Origin of the sequence: Psychrobacter sp. FME6 (assembly GCF_014861365.1) — a bacterium.
Taxonomy (GTDB): Bacteria; Pseudomonadota; Gammaproteobacteria; order Pseudomonadales; family Moraxellaceae; genus Psychrobacter.
In genome coordinates, this window is sequence record NZ_RRYW01000236.1 from 1 (window position 1) to 699 (window position 699).

Below are 699 nucleotides of genomic sequence, written 5' to 3' on the forward strand. Positions count from 1 at the left end.
TATAGTCAGTTCAAAATAAAACTGTTATGGCCAGGACAAATATCATAAAATAATTTAGATAAGTCATTTTCCATCCAGCCTTGGCGTAGAAACTTCACCTGAGCCCATTTTTTCTCGATAGGGTTCAAGTCTGGGCTGTACGGTGGCAGCCAGAGAATACGATGCCCATGTCTATTGAGTAGCTTTTGAATGCGTTTATTCTTATGGAACCGAGCATTATCCATGACAATCACGCATTTGGTTTTAAGGCTTGGGATTAGCGTGAACTTGCACCAGTCATAAAATATGCTGCTGTTGATGTTGTGCTCAAAATAATCAAGCGCAAACAGCATCTTTTCATACAGAGCACCGATAACGTTGGTTCGAGCTTTAGATTGCCAATTGTAGCTATCGATACAGGGTGTACCTATCGGTGCATAGCCATGAGAGCGAATGGTCTCATGCTCAAAGCCGCTCTCATCCATATACACAATGGGATAGCCTTGCTGCATAAAGCTATCAAGCTTACTCTGATACGCCGCTCTTTTTATTGGACACGCTTTTGGATGTTCCAAAGTCTTTTTTTTGACTGATATCAAGGCGCTTTAAGGCATGATAAATGCCTGTTTTACTACAGTTTAAACGACGTGCTCGCTCATATTGGTAATCATCAGGGTGTTTTTTGACATCATTGAGTAGCACGTCATCTGGTATTTTATA

2 protein-coding genes are annotated in these 699 nt (G+C 40.9%); both read right to left on the reverse strand.

From position 1 onward, the window contains the following. Nucleotides 1–5: 5 nt before the first annotated feature. Nucleotides 6–578 (reverse strand): IS630 family transposase, encoded by a 573-nt coding sequence (locus EI162_RS14420; RefSeq protein ID WP_225737019.1) that lies wholly within the window; start codon nucleotides 576–578, stop codon nucleotides 6–8. Continuing rightward, on the reverse strand, nucleotides 505–699 hold a 195-nt coding region (locus tag EI162_RS14740), incomplete at its 5' end, for an IS630 transposase-related protein (protein WP_225737020.1). The genes EI162_RS14740 and EI162_RS14420, both read right to left, overlap by 74 nt.